The sequence below is a fragment of the Pseudomonas viciae genome (assembly GCF_004786035.1).
Classification (GTDB): domain Bacteria; phylum Pseudomonadota; class Gammaproteobacteria; order Pseudomonadales; family Pseudomonadaceae; genus Aquipseudomonas; species Aquipseudomonas viciae.
Window position 1 is genome coordinate 1780310 of the sequence record NZ_CP035088.1, and the last position, 18659, is coordinate 1798968.

Genomic DNA, 18659 nt, shown 5'->3' on the forward strand with positions numbered 1-18659 from the left:
GAACAGGCCGTCAATGCATCTATGCTGCATCTCTTTAACGGCCGCTGCACTGCCGACTTGAACCGTATAAGGCCCGCGATCCCTTGACCAGTCCTCTCCTGCAAACCGTCGGCCTCGCCTGTGAGCGAGACTTGCGGCTGCTTTTCGAAAAGCTCGAATTGAGACTCGCCAATGGCGATATGGTGCAGATCAGCGGCCCCAATGGCAGTGGCAAGACCAGCCTGTTGCGCCTGCTGGCCGGGTTGATGCAACCGACCGCCGGCCAGGTGTTGCTCAATGGCCAGCCCTTGCAGAGCCAGCGCAGTGAACTGGCGCGCAACCTGCTCTGGATCGGCCATGCCGCCGGGATCAAGGATTTGCTGACCCCTGAAGAAAACCTTAGCTGGCTCTGTGCGCTGCATCGGCCGGTCGGGCGCGAGGCGATCTGGCAGGCGTTAGCGACAGTGGGGTTGCGTGGCTTCGAAGACGTGCCGTGCCACACCCTGTCCGCCGGCCAGCAGCGCCGCGTGGCCCTGGCTCGGCTGTACCTGGACAGCCCGCCGCTGTGGATTCTCGACGAACCGTTCACCGCCCTGGATAAACAGGGCGTCGCGCAGCTCGAGGAACACCTGGCCCGGCACTGCGAAAGCGGCGGTATGGTGCTCTTGACCACCCACCACACGCTGGCGCGGATGCCGTCCGGGTATCGCAACATTGATCTGGGGAATTGGGCCGTATGAGTGTGTTTGGCCTGTTGCTGGCCCGCGAGGCGCGCCTGTTGTTCCGCCGCCCGGCTGAGTTGGCAAATCCGCTGGTGTTCTTCGCGATCGTCATTGCGTTGTTCCCGTTGGCGGTCGGTCCTGAGACTCAATTGTTGCAAACCTTGTCTCCGGGACTGGTCTGGGTGGCGGCGCTTTTATCGGTCCTGCTCTCGCTGGACGGGCTTTTCCGCAGTGATTTCGAGGACGGTTCCCTCGAGCAGTGGGTCCTTTCGTCGCACCCCCTGGCCCTTCTGGTTTTAGCCAAGGTACTGGCACACTGGGTTTTTTCCGGCCTGGCGCTGGTGCTCCTCTCGCCGCTGTTGGCGATGATGCTGGGCTTGCCCGCCGCATGTATGCCTGTGCTGCTAGTCTCGCTGCTGCTGGGTACGCCGGTGTTGAGCTTGCTCGGTGCGGTGGGCGCGGCGTTGACGGTGGGGTTGAAGCGCGGCGGCCTGTTGCTGGCCCTGCTGATCCTGCCGCTGTATATCCCGGTGTTGATCCTCGGCAGTGGCGCCTTGCAGGCGGCGTTGCAAGGCATGCCGGCAACCGGTTATCTGCTGTGGCTTGGGAGCCTGACCGCCCTGGCGATAACCCTGACACCCTTTGCAATAGCGGCTGGCCTGAAAATCAGCGTCGGCGAATAATAATGAGGCCGGGTCAAAAACTGACCGCTTCCCAGGAAGTAAAGGCCACCCCGGCGGTTCGTGATAGCGAGCCGCAACCGTGATGGAAACAGCAATGAACTGGACCTGGTTTCACAAGCTCGGCTCACCCAAGTGGTTCTACGGTATCAGCGGCAAACTGTTGCCCTGGTTGAGCATCGCCGCTGTGCTGCTGATTGGCTCCGGCGTGGTCTGGGGCCTGGCCTTCGCCCCGCCGGACTATCAACAAGGCAACAGCTTTCGCATCATCTACATCCACGTGCCCACGGCAATGCTGGCCCAGTCCGTCTACGTGATGCTGGCGGTGTGCGGTGTGGTCGGGCTGGTATGGAAGATGAAGCTGGCCGACGTCGCCCTGCAATGCGCCGCGCCGATCGGTGCCTGGATGACCGCCGTGGCGCTGGTCACCGGGGCGATCTGGGGCAAGCCGACCTGGGGCTCGTGGTGGGTCTGGGATGCCCGACTGACGTCGATGCTGATCCTGCTGTTCCTGTACTTCGGTCTTATTGCGCTAGGCAACGCCATCAGTAATCGTGACAGCGCCGCCAAGGCCTGCGCAGTGTTGGCGATTGTCGGCGTGATCAACATTCCGATCATCAAGTACTCGGTGGAGTGGTGGAACACCCTGCACCAGGGCGCGACCTTCACCCTTACCGAAAAGCCGGCGATGCCCGTTGAAATGTGGCTGCCGCTGTTGCTGACCGTGCTGGGTTTCTACTGTTTCTTCGGCGCGGTGCTGTTGCTGCGCATGCGCCTGGAAGTGCTCAAGCGCGAGTCCCGGGCCAGTTGGGTGAAGGCCGAAGTACAGAATAGCCTGGAGGCCGCTCGATGAGTTTCGCTTCATTCGGCGATTTCCTCGCCATGGGTCATCATGGCCTGTATGTCTGGTCCGCCTATGGCATTTGCCTGGCGGTGCTGGGCCTCAACGTGGCGGTGCCGATCGTGGCCCGCAAGCGGTATCTGCAACAAGAGGCGCGTCGTCTGCGCCGGGAGAACGGTCAGTGAATCCGCTGCGCAAAAAACGTCTTGTCATCATTCTTGCGATCCTGGTGGGTGTCGGTGTTGCGGTCGGTCTGGCCCTGAGCGCCCTGCAGCAGAACATCAACCTGTTTTACACCCCGACCCAGATCGCCAATGGCGAAGCGCCCAAGGACACCCGTATCCGCGCCGGCGGCATGGTGGAAAAGGGCTCCCTGGTACGTTCCGGGGATTCGCTGGACGTGAAATTCAACGTCACCGATTTCAGCAAGACCGTGACCATCACCTATCGGGGCATCCTGCCGGACCTGTTCCGCGAAGGGCAGGGCATCGTCGCCTTGGGCAAGCTCAATGCCGACGGCGTGGTGGTGGCCGATGAAGTGCTGGCCAAGCACGATGAAAAATACATGCCGCCGGAAGTGACCAAGGCCCTGAAAGACAGCGGTCAGTCGGCGCCCGCTCCCGTGAAGGAGGGTTGATTGATGATTGCTGGTCTTTTTATTCCCGAGTTGGGCCATCTGGCGATGATCCTGGCGCTGTGCTTTGCCCTGGTCCAGGCCGTGGTGCCATTGCTCGGTGCCTGGCGCGGCGACCGTTTGTGGATGAGCCTGGCCCAGCCGGCGGCATGGGGGCAGTTCGCCTTTATGCTGTTTGCCTTCGGTTGCCTGACCTATGCCTTCATGGTCGATGATTTTTCCGTCGAGTATGTCGCCAGCAACTCCAACAGCGCCTTGCCCTGGTACTACAAGTTCAGTGCGGTGTGGGGCGCTCATGAAGGCTCGCTGCTGCTCTGGGCCTTGATCCTCGCTGGCTGGACTTTCGCTGTCTCGGTGTTCTCCCGCCAGTTGCCCCAGGTGATGCTGGCCCGGGTGCTGGCGGTGATGGGCATGATCAGTACCGGTTTCCTGCTGTTCTTGATTGTCACTTCCAACCCGTTCGAACGCATCCTGCCCCAGATGCCGACGGATGGCCGCGACCTTAATCCGTTGCTGCAAGACATCGGCCTGATCGTTCACCCGCCGATGCTCTACATGGGCTACGTCGGTTTCTCCGTGGCCTTCGCCTTTGCCATCGCGGCGTTGCTGGGCGGCCGTCTCGATGCCGCGTGGGCACGCTGGTCGCGTCCATGGACCATCGTCGCCTGGGCCTTCCTCGGCATCGGCATCACCCTCGGCTCCTGGTGGGCCTACTACGAACTTGGCTGGGGCGGCTGGTGGTTCTGGGACCCGGTGGAAAACGCCTCGTTCATGCCCTGGCTGGTGGGCACCGCGCTGATTCACTCCTTGGCGGTCACGGAAAAGCGTGGCGTGTTCAAGAGCTGGACCGTGTTACTGGCCATCGCTGCGTTCTCGCTGAGCTTGTTGGGAACCTTCCTGGTGCGCTCCGGGGTCCTCACCTCGGTGCATGCCTTCGCCTCGGACCCCGAGCGTGGTGTGTTCATCCTGATATTCCTGCTGTTCGTGGTCGGCGGTTCCCTGACGCTGTTCGCCCTGCGTGCGCCGGTGGTGAAAAGCCAGGTCGGTTTCAACCTCTGGTCCCGGGAAACCCTGTTGCTGGGCAACAACCTGGTGCTGGTGGTGGCTGCGTCAATGATCCTGTTGGGGACGCTGTACCCGCTGGTGCTCGATGCGTTGTCCGGCGCCAAGTTGTCGGTCGGCCCGCCGTACTTCAATGCGCTGTTCATCCCGCTGATGGCGATCCTGATGGTGGTGATGGCTATTGGCATGCTGGTGCGCTGGAAAGACACCCCGGTCAAGTGGTTGCTGGGCATGTTGACGCCGGTGCTGCTGGGCACGGCGGCCCTGGCCGTGGTGGCCGGGGTCGCTTATGGCGACTTCAATTGGGCGGTTTTGGCGACATTCGTGCTGGCGGCCTGGGTGTTGCTGGCGGGCGTGCGGGACATCGTCGACAAGACCCGCCACAAAGGCCTGATCAAGGGCCTGCCAACCCTGACCCGCAGTTACTGGGGCATGCAGATCGCTCACCTGGGCATCGCCGTCTGCGCCCTGGGCGTGGTGCTGTCCAGCCAGAACAGCGCCGAGCGCGACTTGCGCCTGGCGCCGGGTGAGTCCATGGACCTGGGGGGCTATCAGTTCGTTTTTGAAGGCGCCAAACATTTTGAAGGCCCGAACTTCACCTCCGACAAAGGCACTGTGCGAGTCATTCGCGACGGCCGGGAAGTGACCGTGCTGCATCCGGAAAAACGCCTGTACACCGTGCAGAACTCGGTGATGACCGAAGCCGGGATCGATGCCGGTTTCACCCGCGATCTCTACGTGGCGCTGGGTGAGTCCCTGGGCGACGGCGCATGGGCGGTGCGGGTTCACGTCAAGCCGTTCGTGCGCTGGATCTGGTTCGGTGGCTTGCTCACGGGGCTGGGCGGGGTGCTGGCGGCGCTGGATCGGCGTTATCGGGTCAAGGTGAAAACCCGGGTGCGTGAAGCCCTGGGCGTGACGGGAGCCACTGCATGAAACGTTGGTTGATGCTGTTGCCGCTGGTGCTGTTTCTGTTGATGGCGGTGTTTTTGTATCGAGGGCTTTACCTGAATCCGAGCGAGTTGCCATCGGCGATGATCGGCAAGCCGTTCCCGGAGTTTTCCCTGCCCTCGGTGCAGGGCGACAAAACCCTGACCCGTGCTGACCTGCTGGGTAAACCGGCGCTGGTCAATGTGTGGGGCACCTGGTGCATTTCCTGCCGGGTCGAGCACCCGGTGCTCAATAAACTGGCCCAGAACGGCGTGGTGATCTACGGCGTCAATTACAAGGACGTCAACGTCGATGCCTTGAAGTGGCTCGCCGAGTTCCACAACCCGTATCAACTGGACATTCGCGATGAAGAGGGCTCCCTGGGCCTGAACCTGGGCGTCTACGGGGCACCGGAAACCTTCTTCATCGACGCCAAGGGCGTTATCCGCGACAAGTTTGTCGGTGTGATCGACGAACAGGTCTGGCGCGAGAAGCTGGCTGCCAAATATCAGGCCCTGGTGGACGAGGCCAAGCCATGAAGCGTTGGTTAGCCGCTGCCATCCTCGGCTTGAGCCTGGTCGGTGTGGCTCACGCCGCCATTGACACCTACGAATTTGCCAACGACGGCGAGCGCGAGCGGTTTCGCGAACTGACCAAGGAACTGCGCTGCCCCAAGTGCCAGAACCAGGACATTGCCGACTCCAACGCCCCGATTGCCGCTGACCTGCGCAAGGAAATCTTCCGCATGCTCGGCGAGGGCAAGGACAACCAGCAGATCATCGATTTCATGGTGGATCGCTACGGTGAGTTTGTGCGCTACAACCCGGCCCTGTCCTCCAAGACTGCGCTGCTCTGGTTTGGCCCCGCCGCGCTGTTGCTCGGTGGTCTCGTCATTATCGCGGTGATCGTGCGTCGCCGTCGGGTCCAGCGCGGCGCCGCTGCGGACACGCTTTCTGTCGAAGAGCGCCAGCGCCTCGACCAACTGTTGGATAAAACCAAGCATGATTGATTTCTGGCTCGCTGCAGGTCTGCTTCTTCTGGTTGCCCTGAGTTTTCTGTTGATCCCCGTATTGCGCGTTCGTCGTGCCCAATTGGAAGAGGACCGCACCGCGCTCAACGTGGCGCTGTACCAGGAGCGCGTCGCCGAACTGCAAACCGAGCGGGAGGAGGGCGTGCTCAATGCGGCGCAACTGGACACCGGTCGTGCTGAAGCTGCTCGTGAACTGCTCGCTGACACCGAGGGCGCCGATGCGCCACGGGAATCCCGATTGGGCAAGCCGTTGCCGCTGCTCGCGGCTGTGCTGGTGCCGTTGCTGGGCTTGGGGCTGTACCTGCATTTCGGCGCCAGCGACAAGGTCGAACTGACCCGTGAATTCGCCCAGGCACCGCAGTCGATGGAAGAAATGACCTTGCGCCTGGAGCGTGCGGTGGCCGCGCAACCGGACTCCGCCGAGGGTCTGTATTTCCTCGGCCGAACCTACATGGCCCAGGATCGGCCGGCGGATGCGGCGAAGATTTTCGAGCGCACCGTGGCGGTGGCCGGCCGGCAACCCGAACTGCTCGGGCAATGGGCCCAGGCGCAGTATTTCGCCGATGGCAAGAAGTGGTCGGACAAGGTCCAGGCCTTGACCGATGAAGCGCTGAAACTCGATCCCAAGGAAGTCACCAGTCTTGGCCTGCTGGGTATCGCCGCCTTTGAAAGCGAGCGCTATCAGGACGCGATCGATTACTGGGGGCGTTTGCTGGTGGAACTGCCGGAAGGCGATAAATCCCGTGACGCACTGCAAGGCGGTATCACCCGTGCCACCGAGAAGCTCCAGGCCAGTGGCGGCAAGGTCGTCCAGGCCCCGGTGGCCAAGGCAGCAGCCCTGCTCAAGGTGCGCGTCGACCTCGCGCCGGCACTCAAGGCCAAGGTGCAGCCGGGCGACAGCGTGTTCATCTTCGCCCGCGCCGTTTCCGGTCCGCCGGCGCCGCTGGCGGCCAAGCGCATGACCGTCGCCGATCTGCCCGCCACGGTGGAGTTGGGCGACGCGGACGCGATGATGCCGCAGCTGAAACTGTCGAACTTCCCTGAAGTCCAACTGGTGGCGCGCATCTCGCGGGCCGGTCAACCGACCGCCGGCGAGTGGATCGGCCGTAGCCAACCCCTGGCGAGCAGCACCACGGCGCAGCAACAACTGACCATCGACAGCCCGGACAAATAACAGGAATTCGCCCCATGACCGCCATCGCTCGTATCACCTTGCTCACGCTCGTTTTGGGCTTGAGCGCTTGTGCGGTCCAGCGCCCGCCGGAGCCTTCGGCGCCGCTGCCGCCCATTCCACCGTCGACCCCGACCACCAAGCCGGGTCCGTCGACTCCACCGAGCAAGCCTGTTACCCCGAACAAACCGGCCAAACCGCTGCCCCGCACTTCCGCCAGTTTCGCCCCGCCGCCGGGAGGCAACAGCCACTGGGATGCCAAGCTTGGGGTCTATGTGTTGGATAACCAGACCAACACTTTCTACCGCCAGCGCACCTACTACCGGTGGAACAACGGCTGGAGCCGCTCCGTCAGCCCGAATGGCCCATGGGAAGACACCACCATCGAAGGCGTGCCAGCGGGGTTGGGGCGTCAATTCCACTAAGGGGTGGAGATTACCCCGTGGCAAGGACGCTTGCTCCCGCTGGGCTCCGTAGGAGCTGGCGAAGCCTGGGATCTTTTTGATCTTGAGCTTTTGCTTGAGATTCAACTGTCAGGGCGAAGATCGCAGCCTCGCTTCCCTCGGCAGCGCCTACAAGGTTCGACCTGTCATGTTCATCGTCGTAGAATGCGCGCCTTTGCGAGCCTTCATCGGCCAACCGCGTATTTATCGGAGCACCTGACCATGACGACTACCCCGACCGGCGACTACCAGGAAACCCTCTACGAAGGCTACGGCCAGCGTTTTCGGATGGACAAGCTGTTGCACGAAGTGCGCACCGAGCACCAGCACCTGGTGATCTTCGAGAACCCGCGCATGGGCCGGGTGATGGCGCTGGACGGCGTGATCCAGACCACCGAAGCCGACGAGTTCATCTACCACGAGATGCTGACCCACGTGCCCATCCTTGCCCACGGCACGGCCAAGCGCGTGCTGATCATCGGTGGCGGTGACGGCGGCATGTTGCGTGAGGTGAGCAAGCACGTGGGTGTCGAGCACATCACCATGGTGGAAATCGACGGCACCGTGGTGGACATGTGCAAAGAGTTCCTGCCCAACCACTCCAAGGGTGCCTACGATGACCCGCGCCTGAACCTGGTGATCGACGACGGCATGCGTTTTGTCAGCACCACCCAGGAAAAATTCGACGTCATCATTTCCGACTCAACCGACCCGATCGGTCCGGGTGAAGTGCTGTTTTCGGAAAACTTCTACCAGGCCTGCCATCGCTGCCTGAACGAAGGTGGCATCCTGGTGACCCAGAACGGTACGCCGTTCATGCAACTGAGCGAAGTACAGACCACCGCCGGACGCCTGCGTGGCCTGTTTGCCGACTGGCACTTCTACCAGGCTGCCGTGCCGACCTACATCGGCGGCGCCATGACTTTCGCCTGGGGTTCGACCGACCCTGCCTATCGCAAGCTGTCCCGCGAGACCCTGCGCCAGCGGTTCATTGGCAGCGGGATCGTCACCCGCTACTACAACCCCGAAGTTCACATCGGTGCGTTCGCCATGCCGCAATACGTATTGCAGGCGATCAACAAACCGAGCAACGACTGATTTTCTGATGTAGCAAGGAAGCTCATGTGGCGAGGGAGCTTGCTCCCGCTGGACCGCAGGAGCTGTCGAGTGCAACGAGGCTGCGATCTTTCCTCTCAAGCGCAAGAGCAAAAGATCGCAGGCTTCGCCAGCTCCCACAGAGTCCATCGGGAGCAGGCTCCCCCCGTCACAACAGTGCTCGGCTCTCTTTCACCGGCACTTTTTGTGTTTCCAGATATTCATTGAACGAAATTTTCACTAAGTCTTGCGGACAATCTCCCGCGCTTTATCGCCGCCGGCTATTTAATGGCAATGTCCTAGTCGTTCGTGCAACATTTGCGCATTCGCGCAAGCCCCGGGGGCCGGCATTGGCCAACAGAGGGCGCGCCGTTGTTCTTTTTGTCACATCAACTCCAATAGGTCCCCAATCGACATGGCAATTCCGGACGCCCTGAGTCAGCAGCGCACCACGCATCGCCTGCTGCAACCGACCGTCAAATCGCACCTGGCCTACACGTTGCTTTGTGCCCTGGTGATGATGGTCATGTTCAGCCTGCTGCGCGTGGCGCTGCTGGTCTATAACCGCGAGATGATCCTCGACACCCCGGCCTCGACCTTCGTTGAAGCGTTCGCCAATGGCCTGCGTTTCGACCTGCGCCTGGTGGTCTACCTCAGCATCCCGCTGCTGCTGGCATTGTTCAGCGCCCGGGCCATGGCGGCACGAGGGTTCTTTCGTCTGTGGCTGACCGTTACCTCCAGCATCGCGTTGTTTCTGGGCCTGATGGAGCTGGATTTCTACCGTGAGTTTCACCAGCGCCTCAACGGCCTGGTCTTCCAATATGTGAAGGAAGATCCAAAAACCGTGATGAGCATGCTCTGGTACGGTTTTCCGGTGGTGCGTTACCTGCTGGCCTGGTTCGGCGGTACCCTCATCCTGAGCCTGGCGTTCAAGGGTGCCGACCGTGCGACCCGCCCACGCGGGCCTTTCAGCGGCGGCACCATCGGTACGCGCCAGATTGCCCCGTGGTACGGCCGTATCGTGGTGTTTGTCGTGTGCTTGCTGGTCGCCGTGACTGCCGCCCGTGGCACCTTGCGCCAGGGGCCTCCCCTGCGTTGGGGTGATGTCTACACCACCGATTCGAACTTCGCCAACCAGTTGGGCCTCAATGGCACGCTGTCGCTGGTGGCGGCGGCCAAGAGCCGGTTGTCCGAACACCGTGACAACGTCTGGAAAGCCACCCTTGAGCAGTCGCTGGCACAACAGACCGTGCGCGACATGCTGGTGATGCCTGACGACAAACTGGTGGATACCGAGACGGCCGCCGTGCGTCGTGACTACACGCCACCAGTGGACAAGACCCTGCCCATCAAGAACGTGGTCGTGATCCTCATGGAAAGCATGGCCGGTCACTCGGTGGGCGCCTTGGGCGCGCCGGGCAACATCACCCCTTACCTGGATAAACTGTCCAAGGAAGGCCTGCTGTTCGACCGCTTCTTCTCCAACGGCACCCACACCCATCAAGGCATGTTCGCCACCATGGCGTGCTTCCCGAACCTGCCGGGTTTCGAATACCTGATGCAGACGCCGGAAGGCAGCCACAAGTTGTCGGGCCTGCCACAACTGCTCAGTCCCCGTGGTTATGATGACGTGTATGTCTACAACGGCGATTTCGCCTGGGACAACCAGTCTGGTTTCTTCAGCAGCCAGGGCATGACCACGTTCATCGGGCGTAACGATTTCGTCAACCCGGTGTTCTCCGATCCGACCTGGGGCGTGTCCGACCAGGATATGTTCGACCGTGGTCTGGTCGAGCTCAAGGCCCGGGAAAACGGCAAGCCGTTCTATGCCTTGCTGCAAACCCTGTCCAACCATACGCCGTATGCACTGCCGACGCCGTTGCCGGTGCCGCCGGTCACCGACCGTGGCAGCCTGAACGAGCACCTGACCGCCATGCGCTACTCCGATTGGGCGCTGGGCCAGTTCTTCGAGAAGGCCCGCAAGGAGCCTTACTTCAAGGAAACGCTGTTTGTCGTGGTCGGTGATCATGGCTTCGGCAACGAGCGCCAGATCAGTGAAATGGACCTGGGCCGCTTCAACGTGCCGATGTTGCTGATCGGCCCGGGCGTCCAGGAAAAGTTCGGTCAGCGCAGCCACACTGTAGGCACCCAGATCGATATCGTCCCGACCATCATGGGCCGTATCGGCGGCCAGGTGCGTCACCAGTGCTGGGGGCGTGACCTGTTGAACCTGCCCGAAGGCGACCCTGGTTTTGGCGTGATCAAACCGTCGGGCAGCGACCAGACCACTGCCATCATCCGCGACGACACGATCCTGGTCCTGCGCAGGGAAAAGGAAATGCCGCCGAAGATGTACCGCTATGAACTGGGGGCCAACCCACATGCGCAAGTCATCCCGGACGCACCGGATACCGCACGGATGAAACTCCAGCTTGAATCGTTCCTGCAGACCGCCACCAAGAGCCTGTTGGACAATACCGCCGGCGTGGTTGACGGCAAGCCGGATTGATCATCGGCGAGCATAAAAAAGAGGCCTGCAAAGGCCTCTTTTTTTTACCCTTACTTAGTGGTTTATATCTTGCCCAGTAACAGCAGGACCAACAGCACCACCAATACGACACCGATGATACCGGACGGACCGTAACCCCAACTTCTGGAGTGCGGGAAGACCGGGAGACCACCGATCAGCAGGAGGATCAGGATAATGATCAGTATTGTGCCCATTGTTGATTTCCTTATTGGTCAGTTCTGGAATGTTGCAACTTTTCAACTACCAGCACGCATGCGTTAAATCCGGGCGGCTTAATAATTCGGACCGTAACGTCCTGTAAAAAATTCAAAGTTTTTTATGGCGTGTAAGGAGCCTCTGTGGGAGCAAAGCTTGCTCGCGATACAAACGACGAAGCCTTCCAGAATCGAGTTGCCTCTGTTGCGAGCAAGCTTTGCTCCCACAGGGTTGTCCCCATGGCACTACTGCCCTCAAAACCCATTACGGTTAGCCCCCGCCATTCAGCAATCTGATGGAGCGTGGGTCAGGCCAGGTCCTTCGCTACACTCGGCCCATCTCTCCCGGAACAACAAGGCTGTTTCCTATGCAAAATCGCATGATGATCACCGGTGCCGGTTCTGGCCTGGGTCGCGAAATCGCGCTGCGCTGGGCCCGCGAAGGCTGGCGCCTGGCCTTGTCGGATGTCAGTGAGCCCGGCCTTCAGGAAACCCTCAGGCTGGTGCGCGACGCTGGCGGCGAGGGCTTTGTCCAGCGTTGTGATGTGCGCGACTACAGCCAACTGACCGCGTTCGCCCAGGCCTGCGAAGAAAAGTTGGGTGGTATCGACATCATCGTCAACAACGCTGGCGTGGCGTCGGGCGGGTTCTTCAGCGAACTCTCCCTCGAGGATTGGGACTGGCAGATCGCAATCAACCTGATGGGCGTGGTCAAGGGCTGCAAGGCGTTCCTGCCGTTGCTGGAAAAAAGCCGCGGCAAGATCATCAACATCGCCTCCATGGCCGCCCTGATGCAGGGCCCGGCCATGAGCAACTACAACGTGGCCAAGGCTGGCGTGGTGGCGTTGTCGGAGAGCCTGTTGATTGAACTGGCGCAGCAGGAAATCGGCGTACATGTGGTCTGCCCGTCGTTCTTCCAGACCAATCTGCTGGACTCCTTCCGTGGCCCGACCCCGGCCATGAAAGCGCAGGTGGGCAAACTGCTGGAAAGCTCACCGATCACCGCTACTGACATTGCCGATTACATCTACCAGCAGGTCGCCGAGGGCCAGTTCATGATCCTGCCCCATGAGCAGGGCCGGATGGCCTGGGCCATCAAGCAGAAAAACCCGCAGTTGCTGTATGACGAAATGACCGTCATGGCCGACAAGATGCGCGCCAAGGCCCGTCAGAACCCGAGTTGACCTGGCTGCCCGGTGTCCTCAGGATGGCGCCATCCGGCTTTCCTGATGGACACTTGCATGCTCAATTATTTGTGGTTTTTTCTCGCCGCGCTGTTTGAAATCGCCGGCTGCTACGCCTTCTGGATGTGGCTGCGCCAGGGCAAGAGCGTCTGGTGGATCGCACCGGCGCTGCTCAGCCTCACGCTGTTCGCGCTGTTGCTGACCCGCATCGAAGCGTCCTACGCCGGTCGTGCCTACGCTGCCTATGGCGGTATCTATATCATTGCTTCGATCGGCTGGCTGGCCGTGATTGAGCGCGTGCGGCCGCTGGGTTCCGACTGGCTCGGTGTGGCGCTCTGTGTGCTTGGGGCAAGTGTGATTCTGTTCGGCCCGCGTTTTTCAGCCTCTTGAAAGGGAGGGCGACAAGGTTTTGCAGGAAGTTTCCTTCAGTCGCCAGAGTCTGGGTTGTAGGGCATTACTGAATTCATGGGGGTGTATTGAGAACATGAAACAGGCCGGGCATGGTCAAGGTCCAGACAATCTTAAGGATAAGAACCATGCTCGTACTAAGCCGCGCTGTGGGTGAGTTGATTTCCATCGGTGATGATATTTCCGTCCGGGTGCTGTCGGTCAGTGGCAGCACGGTGCGTTTTGGCGTGGAGGCGCCACGGCACATCGACGTTCATCGCTTCGAAATTTACGAAAAGATCCAGAGGAAAAAGGCCCACGCCGCTCGCAAGGCGTGTTCAGTCGAATAGGTGCTTGGGCACATCGTGCTTGAGCATCAGTTGACACTGTTCGCTTTCGGGGTCGAAGACGATCAGCGCCTGGCCTTTGGTCAAGGCCTGCCTGACCCGCAATACACGCGTCTCCAGAGGCGTGTCGTCACCATTGTCGGTGCCGTCGCGGGTCACGAAATCCTCGATCAGGCGAGTGAGCGTGTCGACTTCGAGTTGGTCGTGGGGAATCAGCATGGGGTACCTCGGCTAGACAATATGGCGATGCTACGGCCAATGGGCTTTTGCGGCTAGCCTGTGGTTTTTCGGTCACTGCAAATCCCTGTGGGAGCGGGCTTGCTCGCGAAAGCGGTGGGCCAGCTTGTATCAATGCTGTATGTGCCGGCGCCTTCGCGAGCAAGCCCGCTCCCACAGTTGGATTGCGATACACCCGCAAGAGCCATGTTGTTAGCTGGATCAGCTCTCCGACCGCTGCCCCACCAAACTGTCCACCGACGGCACCCGAGTGTCGCTTTCCATCTGCGTGTCGTGTTCGATCTGGTGACTGAAGCGGTCCAGCGAACCCTGGGCCGGTTGCGCGTCGCTGGCGAATACCGGTGGGCTGAGGATGTAGGCGCCGAGCAGACGGCTGAGGGCGGCCAGGCTGTCGATGTGGGTGCGTTCGTAGCCATGGGTGGCGTCACAGCCGAAGGCCAGCAGGGCGGTGCGGATGTCGTGGCCCGCGGTGACGGCCGAATGGGCGTCGCTGAAGTAGTAGCGGAACAGGTCACGGCGTGCCGGCAGCTCGTTTTCCTTGGCCAGTTTCAGCAAGTGCCGCGACAGGTGGTAGTCGTAAGGGCCGCCGGAATCCTGCATCGCCACGCTGACCGCGTGTTCGCTGGACTGCTGGCCTGGCGCGACGGGCGCGATGTCGATGCCGACGAACTCACTGACGTCCCAAGGCAGTGCGGCCGCCGCGCCGCTGCCGGTTTCCTCGGTGATGGTGAACAGTGGGTGACAGTCGATCAGCAGCTCTTCGCCGCTGTCGACAATCGCCTTGAGCGCTGCCAGCAGCGCGGCAACCCCGGCCTTGTCGTCCAGGTGCCGGGCGCTGATGTGGCCGCTCTCGGTGAACTCAGGCAAGGGATCAAAGGCCACGTAGTCGCCGATGCCCACGCCCAGGGTCTCGCAATCGGCTCGGGTGGCGCAGTAGGCGTCCAGGCGCAGTTCGATGTGGTCCCAACTGATGGGCATTTCATCCACGGCGGTGTTGAACGCGTGCCCAGAGGCCATCAATGGCAGGACGCTGCCACGAATCACCCCGGTGTCGGTGAACAGGCTGACCCGGCTGCCTTCGGCAAAGCGGCTGGACCAGCAACCCACTGGAGCCAGGGTCAGGCGACCGTTGTCCTTGATCGCTCGTACGGCAGCGCCAATGGTGTCCAAGTGGGCCGATACCGCCCGGTCGGGGCTGCTCTTGCGGCCCTTGAGGGTGGCGCGGATCGTACCGCGCCGGGTCATTTCAAACGGAATGCCCAGTTCTTCGAGTCGTTCGGCCACGTAGCGCACGATGGTGTCGGTGAAGCCGGTAGGGCTGGGGATGGCAAGCATTTCCAGCAAGACCTTTTGCAGGTATTCGAGATTCGGTTCGGGAATTTTGCTGATCATGGAAACTCCTCTCGGAACGTTCAAATAGATGAGGGCCCCTGTGGCGAGGGAGCTTGCTCCCGCTGGGCCGTAGGAGCTGTCGAATGCAACGAGGCTGCGATCTTTCCCCGGACACTTGAGTCTCAAGCGAAAGATCAAAAGATCGCAGGCTTCGCCAGCTCTTACAGAGTCGAGCGGGAGCAAGCTCCCTCGCCACGGGGAAAAGGGCTAGGCCACCGCCTGACTATGAGGAAACAACAAATCCACAAAGCGTTCGGCAGTGGGTTGTGGTTCGTGGTTGGCTAAACCTGCGCGTTCGTTGGCTTCGATGAACACGTATTCGGGTTGATCGGCCGCTGGCACCAGCAAATCGAGGCCGACCATGGGGATGTCCAGCGCCCGCGCGGCGCGCACCGCTGCATCGGCCAGGGTTGGATGAAGGATCCCGGTGACATCCTCCAGGACGCCGCCGGTATGCAGGTTCGCCGTGCGCCGGACGAATAGATGTTTGCCGGCCGGTAACACGCTGTCGTAGTCAAACCCGGCCGCGCTCAGGGTGCGTTCGGTTTCGGCGTCCATCGGAATCTTGCTCTCACCCCCGGTGGCGGCTTGCCGTCGGCGGCTCTGGGCTTCGATCAGCGCGCCGATGCTGTGCTGGCCGTCGCCGATCACCTCCGCCGGACGCCGAATGGCCGCGGCCACCACTTCAAAGCCGATCACCAGGACCCGCAGGTCCAACCCTTCGTGGAAGCTTTCCAACAACACTCGGCTGTCAAACTGCCGGGCCGTTTCGATGGCGCTCTGCACGTCTTCGATCGTGCGCAGGTCCACCGCTACGCCTTGGCCCTGTTCACCGTCCAGCGGCTTGACCACCACCCGCTCGTGCTCATCGAGAAACGCCAGGTTGTCGTCGGCATTGCCCACCCGTTGCTGGGCTGGCAGGTTCAGGCCAGCGCTTTTGAGCACCTTATGGGTCAGGCTTTTGTCCTGGCACAAGGTCATGCTGATGGCACTGGTCAGGTCGCTCAAGGATTCCCGGCAACGCACCCGGCGGCTGCCGTGGACCAGGGTGAATAATCCGGCCTCGGCGTCGTCCACCTGCACTTCGATGCCTCGACGATGGGCTTCCTCGACGATGATTCGTGCGTAAGGATTGAACGGCGCCTCGGGGCCAGGGCCAAGGAACAGCGGCTGATTAATGCCGTTCTTGCGTTTGATGGCGAAGGTCGAGAGGTTACGGAAACCAAGTTTGGCGTAAAGGTTTTTCGCCAGGCGATTGTCATGCAGCACCGACAGGTCGAGGTAACTCAAACCACGGCTCATGAAGTGCTCGATGAGGTGGCGTACCAGCACTTCGCCAACACCCGGCCGTGAGCATTGCGGGTCCACGGCCAGGCACCAGAGGCTGCTGCCGTTTTCCGGATCGTTGAAGGCTTTTTGATGATTCAGGCCCATGACGCTGCCGATCACCGCGCCGCTGTCGTCGTCTTCGGCCAGCCAGTACACCGGGCCGCCCGCATGACGCGGGGTCAGTCGTTGTGGATCGATGGGCAGCATGCCCCGGGCCAGGTACAGCTGGTTGATGGCCTGCCAGTCGGCATCGCTTTGCGCCCGGCGAATCCGGAAGCCGCGAAACACCCGCGTGGCCTGCCGATAGTCGCTGAACCACAGGCGCAAGGTGTCGGACGGATCGAGAAATAGCTGCGCCGGTTCCAGCCCCAGCACCTGCTGGGGCGCGGCGACGTACAAGGCAATGTCACGTTCGCCGGATTGTTCGTTGAGCAGTTCCCGGGCCAGGCTCGCCGGGTCCGGGAAGGTGTGACCGATCAGCAATCGGCCCCAGCCGCAATGCACCGCGATCGGGTCGGCGCCCAATTCGCTGCCATCTTCGGCCAGGCGCGCCTGCAGGCGTTCATAGGACGGCGCCTGGCCGCGCAAAAGGCGTTGGTTGTGAACGGTTGAAGGTTTCATGCATCAGATTCCTTGCTCGCTGAGCCACAGGTTCAGCGCCGCCAGTTGCCACAACCTTGAACCGCGCAACGGCGTGAGTTGGCCGTTGGGGTCGGTCAGCAGTCGGTCGAGCATGGCCGGGTTGAACAGGCCGCGATCCTGGCTCGGATCCAGCAGCAGTTCGCGGACCCAGGCCAGGGTGTTGCCTTCCAGGTGCTTGAGGCCCGGCACTGGGAAATAGCCTTTCTTGCGGTCGATCACCTCACTGGGGATCACCCGCCGGGCGGCTTCCTTGAGAACCTGCTTGCCACCGTCGGGCAGCTTGAATTTCGCCGGGACCCGCGCCGAGAGCTCCACCAGCCGGTAATCGAGGAACGGCGTACGCGCTTCCAGGCCCCAGGCCATGGTCATGTTGTCGACGCGCTTGACCGGGTCGTCCACCAGCATCACCGTGCTGTCCAGGCGCAACGCTTTATCCACCGCCGCATCGGCGCCTGGCTGGGCGAAATGCTCTTTGACGAAATCACCGGCGGCGTCGTTGGCCGTCAGCCATTTGGGCTGCACGGTGGCGGCATATTCTTCGTAGCTGCGATCAAAGAAGGCTGCGCGATAGGCCGCGTACGGATCGCTCGCGCCGTCCACTTGCGGGTACCAGTGGTAACCGGCGAACAACTCGTCGGCACCCTGGCCGCTTTGCACCACTTTGCAGTGCTTGGCCACTTCCCGGGACAACAGGTAGAAGGCGATGCAGTCGTGGCTGACCATCGGCTCGCTCATGGCACGAAATGCCGCGGGCAGTTGTTCGATGATCTCTTTTTCGTCGATACGCAATTGGTGATGACGGGTGCCGTAGTGCTTGGCGATCAGGTCCGAATACTGGAACTCGTCACCGCGCTCGCCGCCGGCATCCTGGAAACCGATGGAGAAGGTCGACAGATCTTCCACGCCGACTTCCCGCAGCAGGCCCACGAGCATGCTCGAATCCACGCCGCCGGAAAGCAGCACGCCGACATCCACGGCCGCGCGCTGGCGAATGGCGACCGCTTCACGGGTGCTGTCGAGCACGCGGTCGATCCAGTCTTCGAGGTTCAGATGCTGCTCATCGGCCCGGGGACCGTAGGGCAGGGTCCACCAGGTTTTCTGCTCGGTGCTGCCGTCGGCTTCGATGCGCATCCAGGTGGCCGGCGGCAGTTTTTCCACACCGGCCAGCAAGGTGCGTGGCGCCGGGACCACCGCATGGAAATTCAGGTAATGATTGAGGGCCACCGGGTCGAGCATCGGGCTGATGTCACCGCCCTTGAGCAGCGCCGGCAATGCCGAGGCAAAGCGCAAGCGCTGGCCGGTGCGCGACAGGTACAGCGGCTTGACGCCGAGGCGGTCGCGGGCGATGAACAGCCGTTTGGCATCGCGCTCCCAAATGGCGAAGGCGAACATGCCGTTGAGCTTGGGCAGCAGCGCTTCGCCCCAGGCGTGGTAGCCCTTGAGCAACACTTCAGTGTCGCCACCGGAATAAAAGGCATAGCCCAAGCCTTCGAGCTCGGCCCGCAGTTCCGGGTAGTTGTAGATTGCGCCGTTGAAGGCCAGGGACAAGCCCAGTTGACTGTCGATCATCGGCTGGGCCGAACCGTCGGACAGGTCCATGATTTTCAGGCGCCGATGACCGAGGGCAATCGGGCCCTGGCTATGAAAACCCCATGCGTCAGGGCCGCGAGGGGCCAGGTGATGGGTGATTCGCTCTACGGCCGCAAGGTCCGCAGGTTGTTGATCGAAACGTAACTCTCCAGCTAATCCGCACATAAGTCCTTACCGGTTTTTCCGTTGGGGAGGGGTCAAGCAGCACGCGCCGACATGGCGGGTACCCTGAAACTGACCGGG

Annotated in this window: 20 protein-coding genes; 15 read left to right on the forward strand and 5 right to left on the reverse strand. The window is 61.6% G+C overall.

Annotation, left to right across the window (positions count from 1 at the left end; all coding sequences use genetic code 11):
* Positions 1–83 precede the first annotated feature (83 nt).
* The 12 genes from ccmA (at position 84) to EPZ47_RS08230 (ending at position 11093) form a co-directional block, all read left to right on the forward strand.
* A complete protein-coding gene (ccmA, locus tag EPZ47_RS08175) occupies positions 84–719 on the forward strand; it encodes a cytochrome c biogenesis heme-transporting ATPase CcmA (RefSeq protein ID WP_135844318.1) in 636 nt (211 codons plus the stop codon).
* The gene (gene ccmB, locus EPZ47_RS08180; protein WP_003183957.1) at positions 716–1384 is read left to right on the forward strand and encodes a heme exporter protein CcmB; all 669 of its coding nucleotides are present in this window, start codon (positions 716–718) and stop codon (positions 1382–1384) included. The genes ccmA and ccmB overlap by 4 nt, the downstream gene beginning before the upstream one ends.
* 94 nt (positions 1385–1478) lie before the next feature.
* Positions 1479–2234: a heme ABC transporter permease gene (locus EPZ47_RS08185; RefSeq protein ID WP_135844319.1), complete on the forward strand. Its 756-nt coding sequence runs from the start codon at positions 1479–1481 to the stop codon at positions 2232–2234.
* The gene (gene ccmD, locus EPZ47_RS08190; protein ID WP_135844320.1) at positions 2231–2407 is read left to right on the forward strand and encodes a heme exporter protein CcmD; all 177 of its coding nucleotides are present in this window, start codon (positions 2231–2233) and stop codon (positions 2405–2407) included. Before EPZ47_RS08185 ends, ccmD begins: the two co-directional genes overlap by 4 nt.
* Complete coding sequence (gene ccmE, locus EPZ47_RS08195; protein WP_135844321.1) at positions 2404–2859, forward strand: cytochrome c maturation protein CcmE; 456 nt, start codon at positions 2404–2406, stop codon at positions 2857–2859. Before ccmD ends, ccmE begins: the two co-directional genes overlap by 4 nt.
* Before the next feature lie 3 nt (positions 2860–2862).
* Positions 2863–4851: a heme lyase CcmF/NrfE family subunit gene (locus tag EPZ47_RS08200; RefSeq protein ID WP_135844322.1), complete on the forward strand. Its 1989-nt coding sequence runs from the start codon at positions 2863–2865 to the stop codon at positions 4849–4851.
* On the forward strand, positions 4848–5384 hold the full coding sequence (locus EPZ47_RS08205) for a DsbE family thiol:disulfide interchange protein (protein WP_135844323.1): 537 nt from the start codon (positions 4848–4850) through the stop codon (positions 5382–5384). Before EPZ47_RS08200 ends, EPZ47_RS08205 begins: the two co-directional genes overlap by 4 nt.
* Complete coding sequence (locus tag EPZ47_RS08210) at positions 5381–5854, forward strand: cytochrome c-type biogenesis protein (protein ID WP_135844324.1); 474 nt, start codon at positions 5381–5383, stop codon at positions 5852–5854. The genes EPZ47_RS08205 and EPZ47_RS08210 overlap by 4 nt, the downstream gene beginning before the upstream one ends.
* On the forward strand, positions 5847–7049 hold the full coding sequence (gene ccmI, locus EPZ47_RS08215) for a c-type cytochrome biogenesis protein CcmI (protein WP_135844325.1): 1203 nt from the start codon (positions 5847–5849) through the stop codon (positions 7047–7049). The genes EPZ47_RS08210 and ccmI overlap by 8 nt, the downstream gene beginning before the upstream one ends.
* Before the next feature lie 14 nt (positions 7050–7063).
* Entirely contained in the window at positions 7064–7471 is a 408-nt protein-coding gene (locus EPZ47_RS08220) for a hypothetical protein (protein ID WP_135844326.1), read from the forward strand.
* A gap of 240 nt (positions 7472–7711) precedes the next feature.
* Positions 7712–8587, forward strand: coding sequence for a polyamine aminopropyltransferase (gene speE / locus EPZ47_RS08225; protein WP_135844327.1), 876 nt, complete (start codon positions 7712–7714; stop codon positions 8585–8587).
* Positions 8588–8999: 412 nt separating this feature from the next.
* The gene (locus EPZ47_RS08230) at positions 9000–11093 is read left to right on the forward strand and encodes an LTA synthase family protein (protein WP_135844328.1); all 2094 of its coding nucleotides are present in this window, start codon (positions 9000–9002) and stop codon (positions 11091–11093) included.
* 62 nt (positions 11094–11155) lie between these two features.
* Here the strand turns inward: EPZ47_RS08230 and EPZ47_RS08235 are convergent, their stop codons facing one another.
* Positions 11156–11308 carry a DUF3309 family protein gene (locus EPZ47_RS08235; protein ID WP_003183939.1) on the reverse strand — a complete coding sequence of 51 codons (153 nt, stop codon included), beginning with the start codon at positions 11306–11308 and terminating at the stop codon, positions 11156–11158.
* A gap of 368 nt (positions 11309–11676) precedes the next feature.
* Here EPZ47_RS08235 and EPZ47_RS08240 point away from each other — a divergent pair, with 368 nt between their 5' ends.
* From EPZ47_RS08240 to csrA, 3 genes are all read left to right on the forward strand, one after another.
* Positions 11677–12492 (forward strand): SDR family oxidoreductase, encoded by an 816-nt coding sequence (locus EPZ47_RS08240; protein WP_135844329.1) that lies wholly within the window; start codon positions 11677–11679, stop codon positions 12490–12492.
* Between the two features lie 57 nt (positions 12493–12549).
* On the forward strand, positions 12550–12882 hold the full coding sequence (locus tag EPZ47_RS08245; RefSeq protein WP_135844330.1) for a YnfA family protein: 333 nt from the start codon (positions 12550–12552) through the stop codon (positions 12880–12882).
* Positions 12883–13028: 146 nt separating this feature from the next.
* Positions 13029–13229 (forward strand): carbon storage regulator CsrA, encoded by a 201-nt coding sequence (csrA, locus tag EPZ47_RS08250; RefSeq protein ID WP_135844331.1) that lies wholly within the window; start codon positions 13029–13031, stop codon positions 13227–13229.
* Here the strand turns inward: csrA and EPZ47_RS08255 are convergent.
* The 4 genes from EPZ47_RS08255 to EPZ47_RS08275 all read right to left on the reverse strand — a co-directional run bounded on the left by EPZ47_RS08255 (position 13218) and on the right by EPZ47_RS08275 (position 18581).
* Entirely contained in the window at positions 13218–13445 is a 228-nt protein-coding gene (locus EPZ47_RS08255) for a YheU family protein (protein ID WP_003199186.1), read from the reverse strand. The two genes, csrA and EPZ47_RS08255, sit on opposite strands and share 12 nt — an antisense overlap.
* Before the next feature lie 219 nt (positions 13446–13664).
* The gene (locus EPZ47_RS08265; RefSeq protein WP_135844333.1) at positions 13665–14855 is read right to left on the reverse strand and encodes an osmoprotectant NAGGN system M42 family peptidase; all 1191 of its coding nucleotides are present in this window, start codon (positions 14853–14855) and stop codon (positions 13665–13667) included.
* Positions 14856–15062: 207 nt separating this feature from the next.
* Positions 15063–16805 (reverse strand): N-acetylglutaminylglutamine synthetase, encoded by a 1743-nt coding sequence (ngg, locus tag EPZ47_RS08270; RefSeq protein WP_135844334.1) that lies wholly within the window; start codon positions 16803–16805, stop codon positions 15063–15065.
* A gap of 3 nt (positions 16806–16808) precedes the next feature.
* Complete coding sequence (locus tag EPZ47_RS08275) at positions 16809–18581, reverse strand: N-acetylglutaminylglutamine amidotransferase (protein WP_135844335.1); 1773 nt, start codon at positions 18579–18581, stop codon at positions 16809–16811.
* Positions 18582–18659 lie beyond the last annotated feature (78 nt).

What these genes read in the sequence shown, in the direction of transcription:
- ccmD (WP_135844320.1), top strand. Translation starts at nt 2,231, where the DNA reads ATGAGTTTCGCTTCATTCGGCGATTTCCTCGCCATGGGTCATCATGGC.
- EPZ47_RS08185 (WP_135844319.1), top strand. Translation starts at nt 1,479, where the DNA reads ATGAACTGGACCTGGTTTCACAAGCTCGGCTCACCCAAGTGGTTCTAC.
- EPZ47_RS08255 (WP_003199186.1), bottom strand. Translation starts at nt 13,445, where the DNA reads ATGCTGATTCCCCACGACCAACTCGAAGTCGACACGCTCACTCGCCTG.
- EPZ47_RS08220 (WP_135844326.1), top strand. Translation starts at nt 7,064, where the DNA reads ATGACCGCCATCGCTCGTATCACCTTGCTCACGCTCGTTTTGGGCTTG.
- ccmI (WP_135844325.1), top strand. Translation starts at nt 5,847, where the DNA reads ATGATTGATTTCTGGCTCGCTGCAGGTCTGCTTCTTCTGGTTGCCCTG.
- EPZ47_RS08265 (WP_135844333.1), bottom strand. Translation starts at nt 14,855, where the DNA reads ATGATCAGCAAAATTCCCGAACCGAATCTCGAATACCTGCAAAAGGTC.
- speE (WP_135844327.1), top strand. Translation starts at nt 7,712, where the DNA reads ATGACGACTACCCCGACCGGCGACTACCAGGAAACCCTCTACGAAGGC.
- EPZ47_RS08205 (WP_135844323.1), top strand. Translation starts at nt 4,848, where the DNA reads ATGAAACGTTGGTTGATGCTGTTGCCGCTGGTGCTGTTTCTGTTGATG.
- EPZ47_RS08200 (WP_135844322.1), top strand. Translation starts at nt 2,863, where the DNA reads ATGATTGCTGGTCTTTTTATTCCCGAGTTGGGCCATCTGGCGATGATC.
- EPZ47_RS08210 (WP_135844324.1), top strand. Translation starts at nt 5,381, where the DNA reads ATGAAGCGTTGGTTAGCCGCTGCCATCCTCGGCTTGAGCCTGGTCGGT.
- EPZ47_RS08235 (WP_003183939.1), bottom strand. Translation starts at nt 11,308, where the DNA reads ATGGGCACAATACTGATCATTATCCTGATCCTCCTGCTGATCGGTGGT.
- EPZ47_RS08240 (WP_135844329.1), top strand. Translation starts at nt 11,677, where the DNA reads ATGCAAAATCGCATGATGATCACCGGTGCCGGTTCTGGCCTGGGTCGC.
- EPZ47_RS08245 (WP_135844330.1), top strand. Translation starts at nt 12,550, where the DNA reads ATGCTCAATTATTTGTGGTTTTTTCTCGCCGCGCTGTTTGAAATCGCC.
- ccmB (WP_003183957.1), top strand. Translation starts at nt 716, where the DNA reads ATGAGTGTGTTTGGCCTGTTGCTGGCCCGCGAGGCGCGCCTGTTGTTC.
- EPZ47_RS08275 (WP_135844335.1), bottom strand. Translation starts at nt 18,581, where the DNA reads ATGTGCGGATTAGCTGGAGAGTTACGTTTCGATCAACAACCTGCGGAC.
- EPZ47_RS08230 (WP_135844328.1), top strand. Translation starts at nt 9,000, where the DNA reads ATGGCAATTCCGGACGCCCTGAGTCAGCAGCGCACCACGCATCGCCTG.
- csrA (WP_135844331.1), top strand. Translation starts at nt 13,029, where the DNA reads ATGCTCGTACTAAGCCGCGCTGTGGGTGAGTTGATTTCCATCGGTGAT.
- ngg (WP_135844334.1), bottom strand. Translation starts at nt 16,805, where the DNA reads ATGAAACCTTCAACCGTTCACAACCAACGCCTTTTGCGCGGCCAGGCG.